Source organism: Glaciimonas sp. GG7, assembly GCF_052976905.1.
Genome location: NZ_JBRIIQ010000035.1, coordinates 1 through 15,839, shown reverse-complemented (window position 1 = coordinate 15,839; position 15,839 = coordinate 1). Strand labels below are relative to the sequence as shown.

Here is a 15,839-nt window from a genome sequence, read left to right as displayed (position 1 = left end):
CCCACTCGCCTGATCCTTTGCGTAAATATTGACGGGTGGGACCCGCTCATACATTAATGGTCTGAACTTTGCGCGGCGGCAACGGCGTATGCACGCGCGTGGTCTTTGCTGCCTGCACCATTGAAGAACAGATTGAGTAAGACGGCCATCGCGGACGCCAGCAAGATGCCGCTGTGCAAAATGGTCGTTAAAAAGGTGGGCATTTGGTTAAAGAAAGTCGGCGCAACGAGGGGAATCATGCCCATTCCGATGCTGACGGCGACGATGAAAAGATTATTGCGGTTGTGGACAAAATCGACTTTTGCGAGGATTTTGATGCCGGTCGCCGCGACCATGCCAAACATCACCAGGCCAGCGCCGCCGAGTACGAATTGCGGGATCGATGCGGCGACGCTGGCCATTTTAGGGAACAGGCCAAACGCCATCAGAATCACGCCAGCAGCGGCGCAGACATAGCGGCTGCGCACGCCGGTGACGCCGACGAGACCGATGTTTTGCGAGAACGAGGTGTAAGGGAAGGTGTTGAAGATACCGCCGATGAGCGAACCCAGACCATCGACGCGCAAGCCACGCGCCAGTGTTTGGTCGTCGATGTCTTTGCCGACGATTTCGCCCAGTGCAATAAACATCCCGGTCGATTCAATCATGGTCACGATCATGACTAAGCACAGGCTGATGATGGAGCCGAGATCGAACTGTGGCCAGCCGTAATGAAAGGGACGGATGAAGGCAAACCAGTCGGCGTCGCCAAGACCGATAAAACTGATTTTTCCCATCGATAAGGCGATTAAAAAGCCGATGACCATGCCGATCAAGACCGAAATATTGGCAATAAAGCCTTTGAGATATTTGGTGATGAGCAAAATCGAGATTAAGACCAGCAGGGCAATCCCAAGGCTGGTCGGTGATCCGTAATCGGGGTTGGGCATTTTGGTGAACACGCCATCTACCAGTTTGCCGATCACCGGCTGACCGCCTGCGGCCCAATTAATGCCGATGCCCATGAGCGAAATGCCGATGACGGTAATGACGGTGCCTGTTACGACGGGCGGGAAAAATCGCATCATCCGGCTCATGTAGGGGGCGGCGAGCATGCAGAAAATCCCGGAGACAATCACCGCGCCGTAAATGTGCACGATCGTTAAATCAGGATTGCCTGCCATGGCGACCATCGGTCCGACGGCGGCGAAGGTGACGCCCATCATGACGGGCATTTTGATACCAAATTTCCAGAAGCCGAGGCTTTGGATGAGGGTGACGAGTCCGCAACAAAACAGATCGGCGCTAATCAGAAAGGCGACATCGGTTTTGGACAGATGGAGCGCGCCGCCAACAATCAGCGGGACCGCAATCGCACCGGCGTACATGACGAGTACGTGCTGCATGCCGAGTGCGGTGAGTTTGGTGATGGGTAGTTTTTCGTCGACGGGGTCGATGGTGGTGTTCATGGTGGGTTGTCTCCGGGAATTTTTTAGAATTATTTTATTGTTTATAAATATAGGGTGAGCAAGATTTACGCCAGCCCAATTGGGCTAAGTAGATATTGTCATGGCCGATACTATAGGCATCCGTGGAGAACGTTATATGTCTGGGCTGATAGTTGATTGCGATATTTGCATATAAGCAGCATGTTTATTTGATGATCATGGCTTTGGCGATCTGACTGATTTGTTCGCGCAGCCATTTATGTTCGGTTGCCTGATGACGCGCTCGTGCCAGAGCTGATAAAACCGCATCGGCGGGAATTTGATCGGCAATGTAAAGCTTTTTAGGGCGAGGTTTTTTTCATAAAACTGGGCGAATTGGCGGCCTGTGGTGAGGACCAGATCGGTTTGTGCCGCCATATAAGGGAGCATGCCGAAATAGGCGGATTCGACCACGACGTTGCGGCGCATGTTTTGGCGGTCGAGAAAGGCGTCGATGATGCCGTGGTAGCCGGGCAGGACTTGCCAGGGGGCAAGGTGCGGCAGGCTCAGATAGTCTTCCACCGTCATGGCGTCGGGCGCGGTGCGTTTGGCGTAGGCGCTGTCGGCGCGCATCAGGCAGACGATGGGGTCGTCGAATAGTTTGGATAAATGTAAATGTTGGGGCGGTTCGTCCCAGTTGGCGATGACCAGATCGAGGTCGCCGTCTGAGAGCAGGCGCACGTAATCGGTTTCTGGCCCTAGTGCGTGGATGACGATGCGACTTTTTGGTGAGTCTTTGCGCATTCTGGCGACAAGTTCGAGAAAGAAGGGCGTGTTCATGTAATCGGGCGCGGCGATGTGGAAGGTGCGCGCTTCTTCTTGTGGGACAAAGGCGGTCTTGTGGACGAACAGGCGTTCGGTCTCGTCGAGTATGCGTTTGGCGGGTTTGAGCAGGCTTTCGCCGTGCTGAGTGGGGACCATGCCGCGTGCACCGCGCACTAAGAGCGGGTCGCCCGTTAGTTCGCGCAATTTGCGTAGTGAGGCGGAAATCGATGGTTGCGGCTGATTGAGCTTGAGCGCGACGCGGGAGACGTTTTTTTCGACGAGTAATAGATGGAGGATGCGGATGAGGTGAATGTCGAGATGGTCGGGAAGTTTGGACATGGTGTCTCCAGATGATGGCCTGCAATTTGCTCGTGTCATTGTGTTTATGCAATACAAGCAATTTGTCTGGCGCTGTTTATTTATTATTTGTGTTGTTTTAGTCCGGTTTGTATATCGATATACGTATGTTAAATATACGTCAAATAAACTACTTTTAAAGGCAAACACGTTTATCTTCCATCAATCCGAGGTGGATTGTGTCTGAGTGTTGCGCGGTTGCCGCACTTGGATTTGCAGTGCCGCTTCGGGCAAAAGAAAGTGACTGCGTTAGCGGGAAGTGCACGTACAGTGCAGGAAGTGGCAAATAAGCAAGCAAACGTAAGTCATAGCGGTCGTAGCGGAGCTGGTCATTATTTGGTAATGATCAAGTTCGCGGCCTGGTTTTGAGGGGGTGGCCCTCTCTCGTTTGCAGTGCCCGCAGTGGCAGACGAGCGTAAAAAGTTGAGGATGACAATGGATTCAATCTTAGTATCGTACGGAGTCGAATGGCTCAATTTGCTGGTGCGCTGGCTGCATTTGATTACCGGGATTGCGTGGATCGGCGCGTCCTTTTATTTCGTCTGGCTCGATAATTCGATCCGTCCACCCAAGCCGGGTTCTGATCTGGCCAATAAAGGCGTCTCTGGCGAGTTGTGGGCGGTGCATGGCGGTGGCTTTTATAACCCGCAAAAATATCTGGTGGCTCCCGCGGAGTTGCCGCAAGAATTGCATTGGTTTAAATGGGAGGCTTATGCCACCTGGATGAGCGGCTTTGCGATGCTGTTCATTGTTTATTATTTCAACGCTTCGGCGATGATGATTAATAAAGAAGTTGCTGACCTGAGCGCATGGCAGGCCATCGGCGTCGGCTTGGGCACCTTGGTCATTGGCTGGACGTTCTACGATTTGCTGTGCCGTTCGCCCTTGGGCAAACGTAATGGTTTGTTCGGCATTGTGATGTATCTGTTTATCGTTGCAGCGGCCTATGTGTTGAGCCATTTGCTCAGCGGTCGTGCCGCGTATATACACGTTGGTGCAATGATCGGCACGATGATGGTGGGCAATGTGCTGATGGTGATTATTCCGGGGCAGCGCAAGTTGGTCGAAGCCATGCGTTTGGGCAAATCGCCTGATCCAATGTATGGCAAAAAAGCGAAACAGCGCAGCGTCCACAATAACTATTTCACGTTGCCGGTGCTGTTCATCATGATCAGTAACCATTATGCGATGACGTATAGCCATGCGTATAACTGGCTGATATTGGCGGCGATTATTGCCGCTGGCGTGTTGATCCGTCACTTCTTTAATCTGCGCCATGCGGGGCGGGTTTCGTGGGGTTATCCGGCGGCGGGTCTGGCGTTGTTGATTGCGGTGGCGGTGGCGATTGCGCCGCGTCCGATCAAAGCTCCTGCGGTGGTTGATGGGGCGGTCAATGCTGCAGTTGCGTCGAATGCGCCGGTGGCCGATATGGAACATATACAGTCGATTATTACGGCGCGTTGCGTCGAGTGCCATGCGGCAAAACCAACACAGCCGGGCTTTGCTTCTGCGCCTGCCGGGGTGATGCTGGAGTCGCCGGATATGATTCGTCAAAATGCGTTCAGGATTTATCAGCAAGCGGTGCAGTTGAAAGCCATGCCGCTGGCGAATATGACCAAGATTACTGACGATGAACGCGCACTGATCGGTGCGTGGTATCAGGCGGGTGCTAAGTAATTTCCAGTAGCCTCCCGCTCTCTTAGCAATTAATTCAATAGCGTAAAAATCAGGACAACAGCGACGGTGACGTCGCTGGCTTCCTGTCGCTTTTTTGCGCCCTGAAATACACCTATTTTTGAAAGTTACTATGACTATGCTCACCATTGACGGCTTCACCCTGACCGCAGCGCAAGTTGTCAGCGTGGCCCGTGCTCCTCATTTGCCGGTCACGTTGGCGCAGTCGTCTCGCGCTGCTTTGAAAGAAAGTCGCGACTATATCGAAGCGACCTGGATGCATGACGATGCGCCGATGATGTACAGCTTTAATACCGGCGTGGGTTTGCTCAAAGACACACGGATCAAGGTTGAGCACATCGCGCTATTTCAGACCCAATTGATCAAGGCCCATTGCGCCGGAATAGGCGAGCCGTTTTCGGAAGAAGTCAGCCGCGCCACGATGTTGCTGCGGGCGAATGCTTTTGCGAGTAATTATTCGGCCCCGCGGGTTGAGGTGGTGGATCGTTTGCTGGCGTTTTTGAACGCCGGGATACATCCGATCATGCCGCAAAAAGGCTCTGTCGGCGCGTCTGGCGACCTGGCGCCGTTGTCGTATCTGGCGGCGGCGATTGCGGGATTTGATGAGGCTGAAGTGATGTATCAGGGTCAGCGCATGCGTGCGCCTGAGGCGATTGTGAAGGCGGGCCTGGGGCCGGTGAAGTTTGATTTGCAGGCTAAAGATGCGTCGGCCTTGATTAATGGTTGTACGGCGTCGCTGGCTGTTGCGGTGTTGGTAGCGCACGATGCGCGTAATTTGCTGACGGACGCTTGTTTGTCGCTGGGTTTGACGCTGGAGGCGATGCGCGCTGAGATGGCGGCCTTTGATCCACGGATTCAGCAAGCGCGTCCGCATGCTGGTCAGATCAAAACGGCGGCGGTGGTGCGTAAGTTGCTCAAGGGTTCGACCCGGACTACGCACGAGGCGCGCTCGGTGCAGTTTCCGGAAGAGACGCGTCGGACCGATATTCCTTATTCGGCCCGGATTCAGGATGTGTATTCATTGCGCTGTGCGCCGCAGGTGTATGGACCGGTGTTTGATGCGCTGGACTATATCGACAATATTGTTGATAAGGAGATCAATTCGGCGACCGATAATCCGTTGATTTTCGGCAAGGATGGCGGCGGCTTTGAGATCATTTCCGGCGGTAATTTCCACGGTCAATATCTGGCGCAGGCGATGGATTTGATGGCGATGGCGATCACGGATCTGGGCAGTATTTGCGAGCGACGCGTGGCGCGTTTGATCGATCCGACCTTGTCATGGGGTTTGCCACGCAATCTGATGAGCGGCGTGCGCGGGGTCAATACCGGTTATCCGGTGGTGCAATGTTCCTTGAGTTCGCTGGTGATGGAAAACCGTACACTGTGCATGCCGGGTAGCGTCGATAGCATTCCGGCCAAGGGTAATAGCGAAGATCACGTTTCCAACTCAACCTGGTGCGCACGCAAGGCGGCCACTGTGGTTGCTAATACGCAATACATCATTGGTGTCGAAATGTTGTTGGCGGCGCAGGCGTTGACGATGACGGAGGATTTGTTGCCGGACTTTGTGCTGGGGCAGGGTACGCAGGCTGCTTACGATGAAATCCGCCGTCAGATTCCGGCTTGTCTGGATGGGGACCGTTGGTTCCATGGCGATATTTTGATGGCACAGTCGTTTGTGGTGAGCGGATCGGTGCGGGATGCTGTGGTCGGGAAGATTGGGGAGTTTGTGTAAAGTTGCTTGTTTAATATAAAAAAACGCACAGTTTTCGCTGTGCGTTTTTTTAATGAACGAATCAAAATGGATGTGTTGTGCGCCAGTGGTCTGCGATATCGATACGGCGCGCAATCCAGACTTTATCGTGGGATTGCACATAGTCGAGGAAGCGCGCCAACGCTGCGGCGCGGGCCGGACGACCGACCATGCGGCAATGCAGGCCGACGGAGAGCATCTTGGGCTGATTCAGGCCTTGCGGGTCGCCTTCTTGATAGAGCACGTCGAAGGCGTCTTTAAGATAATCGAAAAACTGCGTGCCGGAGTTAAATCCCTGCGGTGCGGCGAAGCGCATATCGTTGGTATCTAAGGTATACGGGACGATGAGTTGCGGTGTGGTGGTGGTGCCGTTCGGCGCGCCTGGATCGTTGATGCTGACTTGCTCCCAGAACGGGAGATCGTCGCCGTAGTTGTCGGAATCGTAGCTAAAGCCGCCGTGTTCCATGACGAGTCTGCGCGTGTTGGGTGAGTCGCGCCCGGTGTACCAGCCGAGCGGGGCGCTGCCGGTGAGTTCTTTGATGACGGCGACGGCTTCAGCGATATGCGCGCGTTCGGTGGCTTCATCGATGTTTTGGTAACTGATCCAGCGCAGGCCGTGACAGGCAATTTCGTGGCCGAGTTGCCCAAAGGCGGCGGTGGCTTCGGGGTTGCGCTGTAGGGCGCGGGCTACACCAAAAATCGTTAATGGCAATTTGCGGTCTTCAAACATGCGCAGCAAGCGCCATAGACCAGCGCGGGAGCCGTATTCGTAGAGCGATTCCATGCTCATGTGACGGGCCGGGAAACTTTGCGCGCCGATGATTTCAGAGAGGAATGTTTCGGAGCCGGCGTCGCCGTCGAGGACGCAGTTTTCGCTGCCTTCTTCGTAATTGAGGACAAATTGCAGGGCTATTCGGGCTTGACCGGGCCATTGTGGATGGGGCGGCGTGCGGCCGTAGCCGATCAGATCGCGGGGGTAAGTGCTGGGGGTATTTGACATAGGCATGTATTTTTATACTCTTATTTGATTAACGTAATCTGCAAAATATTGGCAAAGCCAAGTATGACAATGGATGCAATTATGTAGCCTGAGCTCATGATTAATATATGCGCGATAGTATATTGACCACCATTCTGGGGTATATGATTTGATCAGGATAGATAATTCACTTAGGACTTACGCAAAATCGCCTCAGCAGCGTTACGCCCGCCTAGCCGTACGGTTCGTACTGGCATCAAAAGTTTGCCTTGCTGGAACGATTTTGCGTAAGTCCTATCACTCTTGAACCGATATAAGGAAAAATAATGGGGAAGTTAAGTACGCACGTATTGGACATCACGCAGGGAAAACCGGGCGTTGGCGTGCACATTGCGCTGTATGCCGTGAATGCGAATGGCAAAACGCTGTTGAAAAATGTCGTGACAAATACCGATGGCCGTTGCGATGCGCCCTTGCTGCAAGGAGCGGAAATGCAGGTGGGGCAATATGAGCTGGTGTTTGCTGCCGGGGATTATTTTGCTGCTGAAGGCGTGAACGTGCCGACGCCGCGTTTCGTTGATCAGGTCATCCTGGCGTTCGGGATTGCGAATGCGGAACAGAGTTATCACGTGCCTTTGGTCGTGTCGCCGTGGTCGTATTCGACTTATCGGGGAAGTTGATTCAACGTCAGTACGGTCAGTACGCTATGCAGTCTCTGCGAGTGAACGGGCACTTTGAAGTGCGATCGTAGCAAGCAGGGCTAACTAACAACATCAAAATTCAATGCATGCTCGCACAAAAGCTTGTGTTAGAATCAGGGCAATATCTTTTGCAAAATAGGCAGGCTGATTCCTAAATCGCTTACTATCCTCGAAAGAAAAGAGATGGCTGACGTATGCAAGTGGTAACTTCGCCTCACCGTCAAGCCTTCTTGTCCCGCCCAATTTTGTACCTCCTGAGCGTCGGACGGCAGTATCAACGCGTTTCAATTTGATCCGGTCGCAGGCGACACATTGTCGCCACCGAACCTACTTTTCCGCATATTGTTAATAAAATTTTAAAATACGTCGTACATGGATATTGTTGAGGCGAAGAAAGTCCTCGAAACAGCGCTACTCTGTGCTCATGAGCCATTGTCGATTAACGACCTGAAAAAACTCTATTCGGTGCATGATGACATTGATGGTGAATTTGACTCATATGCGATCAAATTGATGCTGGAAGAATTGCGCAACGATTGGTCGGATAAGGGAATTGAGGTTGTTTCTCTCTCCACTGGCTGGCGTTTTCAAAGTCGGCCTGAGATGAAAATGTATCTGGAGCGCATGAATCCGGAAAAACCACCGAAATATTCACGTGCAGCCCTTGAAACTCTCGCTATTATTGCCTATCGTCAGCCTGTGACCCGTGGTGATATAGAAGAAATTCGCGGCGTAACGGTCAATTCGCAGACAGTCAAGATGCTCGAAGAGCGCGGCTGGATTGAAGCCATCGGTTACCGTGATGTGCCTGGGCGGCCTGGATTATTTGCTACAACCAAGCAGTTTTTGGATGATCTTAGCCTGACATCTTTGGATCAGTTGCCGCCGTTACAGCAAGTCGCTAAGAATGATATGCAGGAAGGTACATTGCTTGAGTTACAAGCGTTGGAAGCGGATCTTGAGGCAAGTCTGGCTGCGAGCCGAGAGGTTGCAGTGAGTTCGGCAACCACAGAAACACCAGAAGCAACTCCTGAACAGCTGGGCGACATGGCAGTCATTACCGATGAACTTGCGCCCGTACAGCCGACTGAAACATCAGTTGCACCTAATGAAGTTTTTACCAACGACCCACCGCTTGAGTCAGCTGATGATTATCGAGCCCGGTCTGCACAACTACCATCTGAATAATGAATCCTCCTAGTTCCAATGACGCGCCGATAGTCGACGCTGCTGCAAACACCCCTGAGTCGAAGCCGGCCAAAAAGCCAAGAGCGCGTAAAGCCTCTGTTGATGCGCCATTGGCGGTAGAGGCGAGTGTTAGCGACTCCAACGCTTCTGAGTCCCCGGTAAAGCGTGCTCCACGCAAAAAGCCTGTGGCAAAAGAGCTTGTAGCCGAAGTCTCAGCTGAAACTGTTGTTCCAGCTAAGCGGCCCAGAAAACCAGCGGTAAAGAAATTGCCGGTAACTGATGTCGTTGCAGAAGCGCCGGTGTTTGTACCATTGGAGGCAGTTTCATCTGGTGATGCTAATTCTGTAGAGAAGCCGGTTCGACGTGGTGTCCGCGGCCCCCGTGCATTACGTACTAATCGTGCTGCGCGTGCGCAAGAACTTGCTGCGCAAAAGCCAGCGGTTGATTCGTCGCAAGTGGTGTCGCTTGATGCTCCTGCACCATCTGAGTCGAATGGCAATACCGATACTGGAGCGGTTCCTGCGAGTGCGCCGCGCAATGAACGCAATGCACGTACAGGCGGTCGTAGCGAAGGGCGGACGCCGGGCCGTGACGGTCATAACGGTAATAGTCTCAACAATACGAATTCGCGTGATCGTCAGCAGGCTAAAAAACCGCATAACCAGCAAGGTCGCCCGGGTCAGAAAACCCAAGGTGCTCCGCGTGTCGCCGATGCCGATGAGGTGTTCTCGTTTGTGACATCAGAAGATTTCGATGACTTGGTGACCGAGGATGAAGCCACTGAACGTGCCGGTCGGAATGCGCCACAAAAAAATGTGCGTCGCGATCTGACGGCTGAAGACGATGCGCCGAAATTGCATAAAGTGTTGGCAGAGGTTGGATTGGGTTCGCGCCGTGACATGGAAGAGTTGATTATTGCCGGTCGTGTCTCGGTCAATGGTGAGCCGGCCCATATCGGTCAGCGCATTTTGCCGAGCGATCAGGTACGCATTAACGGCAAATTGTTACAACGCAAAGTGTCGAAGCGTCCACCACGGGTATTGGTTTATCACAAGCCTTCAGGCGAAATTGTTAGCCATAACGATCCGGATGGTCGCCCATCGGTATTTGATCGTTTGCCAAATATGAAGGCTGCCAAATGGTTGGCCGTTGGTCGTCTCGACTTTAATACCGAAGGATTGCTGCTGTTCACAACCTCCGGCGATCTGGCTAATAAGCTGATGCATCCGCGTTACAACATTGATCGTGAGTATGCGGTGCGTACACTTGGTGAGTTGGAGCAGGGGATGCGCCAAAAATTGTTGGCTGGCGTTGAACTGGACGACGGCACTGCGCAATTTTCAAAGATCGCAGACGGCGGCGGCGAGGGTATCAATAAATGGTACCGCGTGACGATCGGTGAAGGTCGTAATCGCGAAGTGCGCCGTATGTTCGAGGCAATCGGCCTGACTGTTTCCCGTTTGATTCGTACGCGTTACGGAGCAATGACATTGCCGCGTGGCCTGAAACGCGGTCGCTGGGAAGAGTTGGATGAGAATGCTGTACGAGCAATGATGGCTGCTAATGGGTTGGAAAAAATAGCAGCGCCTAGTGCTGGTGGTAACAAGGGGCGCGATGATGCAAGGGAGCGTGATCGCGAGCCAAATGGTAATCGCGCTAGTAGCAGTCCACAAAATCCGGGTCAAGGTTTTAATAAAGGGCCAGGGCAGGGTTACGGACAGTCGCGTCAGAATCAGGGGCGAGGTCCGAATCAGACGCAAGGATACCAAGGGCAGGGCCAGGGTGGTCAAGGTGGGCGCCCTCAGGGGCAGCAGCGTAGTCGTCAGCCCGATCCTTTGCAAACTGCACTCGGTTTTCCTGATGCCGGGCAGCGACGTAATAACAACAATGCGCGTCCCGTTCGTGCAGGCGGTAGAGCACCAGTTGGCGGCCATCAAGGTCAGGGAACTCCGGGTTCACCACGCAGACGTCCACGGTAAGGATGTCGTTGATTTGTTCAGGTATTTAAATACGTGATTGCGCGTTTAAATATTGTTGGCTTGGATTTTAAAAATTATCATTTGATAATTTTTATTTATCTTTTTAAAATTGACGATAACAAGAAAAAATGGTTTCCGCATTGCGGAAACCATGCCGATAGCTTATACTTTATAAGTTAACAAAAGTCATTTCGCAATTGTCGTCGTGAAAGACAGCATCAAATAATAAGTAATAAGAAGATGGGCTGATGCCCATTTTTTTTTTGCTAAACATTTGTTGCAGGTTTTTTCGGGCGATGAAATGCGTAGCTATTTAATGGAGAGTCGCCTTGCAGGTGCTGGAACTGATCGAAAAAACTGTTGTAGGCATGGACTATGAGTTGGTAGAGCTCGAGAAAGCCGCAGGTGGCTTATTGCGCGTTTTTATCGACGTTACCCCCGAAAATGCCGAACAAGGGAACATCACTGTTGAAGATTGCGAAAAAGTGACACATCAGTTGCTGCATGTCTTGACGGTCGAAAATGTGGTGTACGAGCGGCTTGAAGTGTCATCACCGGGCTTGGATCGTCCCTTAAAAAAATATGCAGATTATGTGCGCTTTGCGGGTAACGAAGTGATTATCAAGTTGCGTTTGCCGATGCCGGGTCCTGCGCATCGAAAAACGTTTCAGGGTATTTTGCAGGTGCCCGATGGCGATAATCTGAAATTGGAATTTGAAGCAAACGATGGGTCGTCAGCGGTGCTGGATTTTACATTCGCTGATGTCGAAAAGGCACGCTTGGTGCCGCAGGTGAATTTTAGGAGTCGCAAAGCATGAGTCGCGAAATTTTATTGTTGGTCGATGCGCTCGCGCATGAAAAAAACGTCGACCGAGACGTAGTGTTCGGCGCGCTCGAGCATGCACTTGGTCAGGCAACCAAGAAACGGTATGAAGGTGATGTTGATATTCGTGTATCGATCGATCGTGAAACTGGTGAGTTCGAATCGTTTCGTCGCTGGCACGTTGTGCCTGATGAAGCGGGCCTGCAATTACCAGATCAGGAAATTTTGCTTTTTGAAGCAAAAGAACAAATCGATGACGTCGAAGTGGATGATCACATTGAAGAGCCGATTGAATCGGTTGAGTTCGGTCGTCGTTTTGCGCAGGATACCAAGCAAGTAGTGTTGCAGCGTATTCGTGACGCAGAGCGCGAGCAAATTCTGGCTGACTTTCTGGAGCGTGGCGACTCGCTGGTGACAGGCACAATTAAGCGCATGGAGCGTGGTGATGCCATCGTCGAGTCAGGCAAAATTGAAGCACGTTTGCCGCGCGATCAGACTATCCCTAAGGAAAATCTGCGTATTGGCGACCGTGTTCGTGCCTTTATTTTGCGCATAGATCGCAATGCTCGTGGCCCGCAAGTCATTCTTTCGCGCACTGCACCAGAATTCATCATGAAATTGTTCGAGCTCGAAGTTCCGGAGATTGAGCAAGGTTCGCTTGAAGTCAAATCGGCTGCACGGGACCCAGGTGTTCGGGCCAAGATTGCCGTATATACAAGCGATAAGCGTATTGATCCTATCGGCACCTGCGTTGGTATGCGTGGATCACGTGTACAAGCAGTCACTGGCGAACTTGGTGGCGAGCGTGTTGATATAGTATTGTGGTCTGAAGATCCGGCACAGTTCGTGATCGGCGCACTTGCGCCGGCAAATGTCTCGTCTATAGTAGTTGATGAAGAAAAGCATGCGATGGATGTCGTTGTCGATGCTGAAAATTTGGCTATCGCAATTGGTCGTGGTGGTCAAAATGTACGCTTGGCAGCAGAGCTCACCGGTTGGCAAATCAACATTATGACAGCCGAAGAATCTGCAGATAAGTCAGCTGTTGAAACTGCTGCGATCCGTGCACTGTTCATGGAAAAACTCGATGTTGACCAGGAAGTCGCTGATATTCTGGTAGAAGAGGGTTTTGCCAGTCTTGAAGAAATCGCTTATGTGCCGATTACCGAAATTTTGGAAATCGAATCGTTTGATGAGGAGACTGTCAACGAGTTGCGTAACCGTGCACGCGATGCATTGGTGACAGAAGCTATTGCTTCGGAAGAAGGCATGGAAGGCATGGAAGATGCGCTAGCCAATTTTGATGGCATGGACCGTGTTGTCGCTGGTAAGTTGGGCTTGGCAGGTGTCAAGACTCTGGCGGTTTTCGCCGGTCTTGCGTATGACGAATTTGGTGCGATTCTGGCTTTGCCAACTGACCGCGCCCGTCAATTGATTAAAGAAGAATTTAAAGATGTGACCGACGATGAGATGAAACTCATCGATGCCAAGTACGATGATCGTGCCAAAGCCTTACAGGCTAAAGCATGGAATACCGCGGAAGTCAAGTGATCCGCGAGGTTCCAATGTCGTCTACCGCGCCACATAGAAAAGAGGACTGAATGGCGAGTAATAATGTAGCCCAATTTGCCACCGAGCTAAAGATGTCTGCAGATGTATTGCTGGCGCAGTTGCGCTCAGCAGGCGTCTCGAAAGATTCGACGGATGCTTCCTTGTCGAAAGAAGACAAGGATCGTTTGTTGGAACACCTGCGACGTTCGCACGGTGCGGCGACTGATGGCGAGAAAAAGAAGATCACGCTGACCCGTAAGGAAACCACCGAGATCAAGCAAGCTGATGCAACAGGGAAGTCACGCACGATCCAGGTTGAAGTGCGCAAGAAGCGTACTTTCGTCCAGCGTGATGAGCCTGCGGTGGAAACGACTGATATTCCGGTTGAGCCTGTTGTTGCGGTTATTGATGAAGCTGAATTGGCTCGTCGTGCAGAAGATGCGCGCCGTCAAGCTGAATTAATGGCCCGTCAAGAAGCTGAGCTGCGAGAAAAGCAAGATTATCTGGTAAAGCTTGAAGCAGAGAAGGAAGCGCAAGCAAAGGCTGCAGAAAAAGCGGCGAGCGATGCCAGAAAAGTGGAAGCCGAAGCCAAAAAAGCAGAAATTGACGCAAAGAAAGCGGCAGTTGCTGCCGCACCAGAAGCTACTTCTTCTACACCTGCATCAACGCCAGTGAAAACTGCTGATCACGCAGAGCAAGACGAGAAGAAGCGTATAGCTGCTGAAGAAGCTAAGAAAAAAGTGGCAGAAGCCGCTAAGGACGCAGCCGAAAAATCCGCTGCAACTGAGCGTGCCCGTAAAGCCGTGCAGGATGAAGTAGCGCAAATCAAGGCGATGATGAACGCGCCTCGCCGCGTCATTAAAGCGCCTGAGCCTGTTGTGGTTGCCCCGGTTGTTGTTGCTAAAGCAGCGCCAGCAGGAACACTACACAAGCCCGCTGATAAAAAACCTGGCGAGAAAAAAGACGACAAGAAAGTTGTCGTCGATAAGAAATCGATTAAATCTGCAAATGTGTCTTCGACCTGGTCGGATGACGCTAAAAAGCGCGGTGCTGGCATTAAAACCCGTGGGAATGCAGGTGGCGGTCGCGATGGTTGGCGTAGTGGTGGTAAGGGTCGTCGTAGCTCACATAGTGATGATCACGAAACGAACTTCCAAGTTCCTACTGAGGCAGTAGTCAAGGATGTGTACGTTCCTGAAACCATTACCGTTGCCGAGCTTGCCCATAAGATGGCAGTCAAGGCATCGGAAGTCATTAAGCATTTGATGAAACTTGGCCAAATGGTCACCATTAATCAAGTGTTGGATCAAGAAACCGCCATGATTTTGGTGGAAGAAATGGGCCACGCTGCACATGCTGCCAAAGAAGACGACCCGGAAGCCTTGCTGGTTGACGGTGAAGAACATGCTGATGCTGAGTTTGTCTCACGTGCGCCGGTAGTGACTGTCATGGGTCACGTTGATCATGGTAAAACATCGTTACTGGATTACATCCGTCGTTCTAAAGTGGCGTCTGGTGAAGCTGGCGGAATTACGCAGCACATCGGTGCGTATCACGTTGAAACACCGGGTGGAATGATTACTTTCCTCGATACGCCTGGCCATGAAGCATTTACGGCAATGCGTGCACGTGGTGCAAAAGCGACCGATATCGTCATTTTGGTGGTTGCTGGTGATGATGGCGTGATGCCGCAAACGAAAGAGGCGATTGCGCATGCAAAAGCAGCTGGTGTTCCGCTGGTCGTAGCCGTCACTAAGATCGACAAACCTGGTTCGAATATGGATCGCGTTAAGCAAGAGTTGATCGCTGAGCAAGTTGTGCCTGAAGAATACGGCGGAGAGTCACCTTTTGTCGGTGTCTCGGCTAAAACTGGCGAAGGCATTGAAGCATTGCTCGAGCAGGTTTTGTTGCAGGCGGAAGTACTTGAATTGAAAGCCCCTATTACCACTGCAGCGCGTGGTTTGGTGGTTGAGGCGCGCCTTGATAAAGGACGTGGCCCGGTCGCAACGATATTGGTTCAGTCCGGTACGTTGAAGCGCGGCGATGTAGTCTTGGCTGGATCGGCATATGGACGTGTGCGTGCGATGCTTGACGAAAATGGCAAGGCTATCAGCGAAGCTGGTCCTTCTATTCCTGTTGAAATTCAGGGTTTAACAGAAGTGCCAGTAGCCGGTGAAGAAGTCATGGTCATGGTCGATGAGCGCAAAGCGCGTGAAATCGGTTTATTCCGTCAAGGTAAATTCCGTGACGTTAAATTGGCTAAACAGCAAGCTGCTAAGCTGGAAAACATGTTCGATCAGATGGCCGAAGGCGAAGTTAAAAATCTGCCGATGATCATCAAGACCGACGTGCAGGGTTCACAAGAGGCGTTGGTACAGTCATTGCAAAAACTGTCGACGAGTGAAGTCCGGGTTCAGGTTGTGCATGCTGCCGTTGGTGGTATCACCGAGTCTGACGTCAATCTGGCGTTAGCTTCGAAAGCGGTCATCATCGGCTTTAACGTCCGTGCTGATGCACAAGCGCGCAAAATCGATTCGTGCTCGATGAACCGGGCGCTTAGAGAAGCTATCACCGACTGC

Annotated in this window: 10 protein-coding genes and 1 pseudogene; 8 read left to right on the top strand and 3 right to left on the bottom strand. The window is 52.0% G+C overall.

Going from position 1 to position 15,839, the window contains the following annotated elements:
- Positions 1 to 53: 53 nt before the first annotated feature.
- Both ACVBEF_RS10330 and ACVBEF_RS10325 read right to left on the bottom strand, forming a co-directional pair.
- The gene (locus ACVBEF_RS10330; RefSeq protein ID WP_447123853.1) at positions 54 to 1,448 is read right to left on the bottom strand and encodes a nucleobase:cation symporter-2 family protein; all 1,395 of its coding nucleotides are present in this window, start codon (positions 1,446 to 1,448) and stop codon (positions 54 to 56) included.
- 184 nt (positions 1,449 to 1,632) lie between these two features.
- A pseudogene (locus tag ACVBEF_RS10325) lies at positions 1,633 to 2,570 on the bottom strand (LysR substrate-binding domain-containing protein).
- A 453-nt stretch (positions 2,571 to 3,023) separates the two neighbouring features.
- On the opposite strand from ACVBEF_RS10325, the gene ACVBEF_RS10320 reads away from it, so the two are divergent.
- Positions 3,024 to 4,265 (top strand): urate hydroxylase PuuD, encoded by a 1,242-nt coding sequence (locus ACVBEF_RS10320; RefSeq protein ID WP_447123852.1) that lies wholly within the window; start codon positions 3,024 to 3,026, stop codon positions 4,263 to 4,265.
- Between the two features lie 130 nt (positions 4,266 to 4,395).
- The gene (locus ACVBEF_RS10315) at positions 4,396 to 6,021 is read left to right on the top strand and encodes an HAL/PAL/TAL family ammonia-lyase (RefSeq protein ID WP_447123851.1); all 1,626 of its coding nucleotides are present in this window, start codon (positions 4,396 to 4,398) and stop codon (positions 6,019 to 6,021) included.
- Between the two features lie 61 nt (positions 6,022 to 6,082).
- On the opposite strand, the gene puuE is transcribed toward ACVBEF_RS10315, so the two are convergent.
- The gene (gene puuE, locus ACVBEF_RS10310) at positions 6,083 to 7,039 is read right to left on the bottom strand and encodes an allantoinase PuuE (RefSeq protein WP_447123850.1); all 957 of its coding nucleotides are present in this window, start codon (positions 7,037 to 7,039) and stop codon (positions 6,083 to 6,085) included.
- Between the two features lie 305 nt (positions 7,040 to 7,344).
- Here puuE and uraH point away from each other — a divergent pair, with 305 nt between their 5' ends.
- The 6 genes from uraH to infB all read left to right on the top strand — a co-directional run.
- Entirely contained in the window at positions 7,345 to 7,698 is a 354-nt protein-coding gene (gene uraH / locus ACVBEF_RS10305; protein ID WP_447123849.1) for a hydroxyisourate hydrolase, read from the top strand.
- A 393-nt stretch (positions 7,699 to 8,091) separates the two neighbouring features.
- Positions 8,092 to 8,907: an SMC-Scp complex subunit ScpB gene (gene scpB / locus ACVBEF_RS10300; RefSeq protein WP_447123848.1), complete on the top strand. Its 816-nt coding sequence runs from the start codon at positions 8,092 to 8,094 to the stop codon at positions 8,905 to 8,907.
- On the top strand, positions 8,907 to 10,886 hold the full coding sequence (gene rluB / locus ACVBEF_RS10295; protein WP_447123847.1) for a 23S rRNA pseudouridine(2605) synthase RluB: 1,980 nt from the start codon (positions 8,907 to 8,909) through the stop codon (positions 10,884 to 10,886). The genes scpB and rluB overlap by 1 nt, the downstream gene beginning before the upstream one ends.
- Before the next feature lie 329 nt (positions 10,887 to 11,215).
- Positions 11,216 to 11,704: a ribosome maturation factor RimP gene (rimP, locus tag ACVBEF_RS10290; protein WP_447123846.1), complete on the top strand. Its 489-nt coding sequence runs from the start codon at positions 11,216 to 11,218 to the stop codon at positions 11,702 to 11,704.
- Positions 11,701 to 13,260, top strand: a complete 1,560-nt coding sequence (gene nusA, locus ACVBEF_RS10285; RefSeq protein ID WP_447123845.1) for a transcription termination factor NusA — start codon at positions 11,701 to 11,703, stop codon at positions 13,258 to 13,260. Before rimP ends, nusA begins: the two co-directional genes overlap by 4 nt.
- Positions 13,261 to 13,310: 50 nt before the next feature.
- On the top strand, positions 13,311 to 15,839 hold a 2,529-nt coding region (gene infB, locus ACVBEF_RS10280), incomplete at its 3' end, for a translation initiation factor IF-2 (RefSeq protein WP_447123844.1).